Source organism: Thermogladius sp., assembly GCF_049970955.1.
Lineage (GTDB): Archaea > Thermoproteota > Thermoprotei_A > Sulfolobales > Desulfurococcaceae > Thermogladius.
On sequence record NZ_JBMFLY010000111.1, the window covers coordinates 1 to 2,029 of the forward strand.

At 62.3% G+C, this 2,029-nt stretch carries 3 protein-coding genes; 1 reads left to right on the forward strand and 2 read right to left on the reverse strand.

What is annotated here, in order from left to right; translation table 11 throughout:
• The coding region (locus tag ACP5VX_RS07125; protein ID WP_428725185.1) for a hypothetical protein at positions 1 to 328 on the forward strand (328 nt) is incomplete at its 5' end.
• Between the two features lie 368 nt (positions 329 to 696).
• Here ACP5VX_RS07125 and ACP5VX_RS07130 read toward each other — a convergent pair.
• Both ACP5VX_RS07130 and ACP5VX_RS07135 read right to left on the reverse strand, forming a co-directional pair.
• Positions 697 to 1,662 carry an ABC transporter ATP-binding protein gene (locus tag ACP5VX_RS07130; RefSeq protein ID WP_428725186.1) on the reverse strand — a complete coding sequence of 322 codons (966 nt, stop codon included), beginning with the start codon at positions 1,660 to 1,662 and terminating at the stop codon, positions 697 to 699.
• Positions 1,659 to 2,029, reverse strand: a 371-nt coding sequence (locus ACP5VX_RS07135) for an oligopeptide/dipeptide ABC transporter ATP-binding protein (protein ID WP_428725187.1), incomplete at its 5' end; no start/stop codon positions are given. The genes ACP5VX_RS07135 and ACP5VX_RS07130, both read right to left, overlap by 4 nt.

Genomic DNA, 2,029 nt, shown 5'->3' on the forward strand with positions numbered 1-2,029 from the left:
CTTGTTCGTTGTACTGTTCCGGGAGCCCGTCGTCGTGGCGGTCTTGTACGGGCGCCTCGAAGTCGTCATGGGGTTTCTCAGGCGTAAAAGGGTGGTTCTGACGAGGGGGGACATCCGCACCATCAACGCCTTTCAAATCCTAGCCGCCGGGGTGTGGGGTCTGGGCCTGATCTCCAAGACGACCTTCACCTGCCATGGATGCGCCCACGTGGTAGTCGAGACCGTGGACGGGAGGACGCTGGAGTTCGTGCTGAGAAGCATAGAGTTCTACGAGTTCGTCGAGGCTGTCAAGAGCGAGCTCGGCCTTGAAGTCAACTACGAATTCTAGAACCCGGCTACGCGGGATCACCACGCGCGCCGTGTGTGAGTACTACCCCGCCCAACAAGAGGTTCACACGATGTCCCCCAGCGTGTGAGAACCCTGTGGTGCAAGACCCGGGAGAGCGTCTCTTAGAGAGCGGCGGTTGGGGCTAGTCTCTAGTCCTCGGCGTGGTCTCGGCACTCTACTCGCTAGACCCTTAAGCAGAATTAAGTGCCTAGAGGTCGGGCGACAGCGCTGCTACGCCCTCGCGCGGGCAGGCGGTCTATGCCGTCCCCGCTACTAAAACCCTCGCCGGCCCCCTGGCGGGTCTACACGATAACTCTCACTGCGAGTGCCGGATCACGGGCCCCGCACGTCTCGCTAGCAGTAGACGGCTACTTGCCGTAGAAAAGCCAACACTTGACCCACCTGCCGTTGACGCGGACGAGGGGCGGCTCCTCTCTGCGGCACCTCTCCGTCGCGAAGGGGCACCTGGGGTGGAGGCGGCAGCCTGGCGGCGGGTTGGAGGGGTCTCCTATCTCTCCTTTCAGGTCTACTCTCTCGGTCTCTACCTCGCCCCCCACGCGGGGTATGGCCGATAGGAGGGCCTTCGTGTACGGGTGTAGCGGCTCCTTCACGACCTTGTCAGCAGGCCCCTCCTCGACGAGCTGCCCCATGTACAGGACACCGATCCTGTCCGCTATGAGGCTTAGCAGTACTATGTCGTGCGTTATGAAGAGCATGGACAAGCCGTAGCGGCTCTTGAAGTCTAAGAGCAGCTTGACGATCGAGGCCCTGATAGAGGCGTCTAGGTTGCTGGTCGGCTCGTCCGCGACCACGTACCTCGGCCTCAGTATCATGGACCTCGCTATCACCGCCCTCTGCAACTGGCCCCCGCTCAGCTCGTGGGGCTTCCTGTGAATGAAGTCCTCAGGGGGGACGAGCCCGACCTCCTCGAGGGCTTTCGCCGCGATATCGAGGGCCTCCCGCTTATTTAGCTTCTCGTGGACGATCAAGGGCTCGGCTAGGGCCTCGCCTATCGTCTGGACGGGGTTTATGGCGCTGTAGGGGTCCTGGGGGATGAGCTGCATCCTCCTCCTAATCCTCCTCAATTTCCTCTCGCTCCAGTCCGTTATGTCGACCCCCTCGAAGAAGACCCTGCCCCTCGTAGGCTTGTAGAGCCTCAGCGTGATTCTCCCGATGGTCGACTTCCCGCTACCGCTCTCACCCACGAGACCGTATATCTCGTTCTCCGCGATGCTGAGCGTCACGTTGTCGACCGCTCTCACCCTCTTCTTACGGCCGAGCAAGCCGACCTCGAAGTCCATGACAACGCCCTTTAGCTCGACAACGCCGCTCATCCCACCACCCCCGCGTAGTGGCAGGCCACGTAGTGCCCCTTCGAGACCTCCACGAGCCGCGGCGGCTCGGCCCGGCACTTCTCCCTCGCCAGGGGGCACCTCGGGTGGAACACGCAGCCGCTGGGCGGGTTCCTCAAGTCGGGCGGGTAGCCGGGGAGGAAGCTGGGCAGCCCCCTCTGGCCGAGCTTGGGCAGAGACTCGAAGAGGGCCCTCGTGTAGGGGTGCCGCATGTCGCGGACCAGCTCGCTCTTGTCTGCGTACTCCATCACGTAACCACCGTACATCACCATGACGGTGTCTGCCCTCTCGAGGGCCAGGGCGAGGTCGTGTGTTATCAGGATGAACGAGGACTTGTACTTCCTCCTGA

What these genes read in the sequence shown, in the direction of transcription:
- ACP5VX_RS07130 (WP_428725186.1), bottom strand. Translation starts at nt 1,662, where the DNA reads ATGAGCGGCGTTGTCGAGCTAAAGGGCGTTGTCATGGACTTCGAGGTC.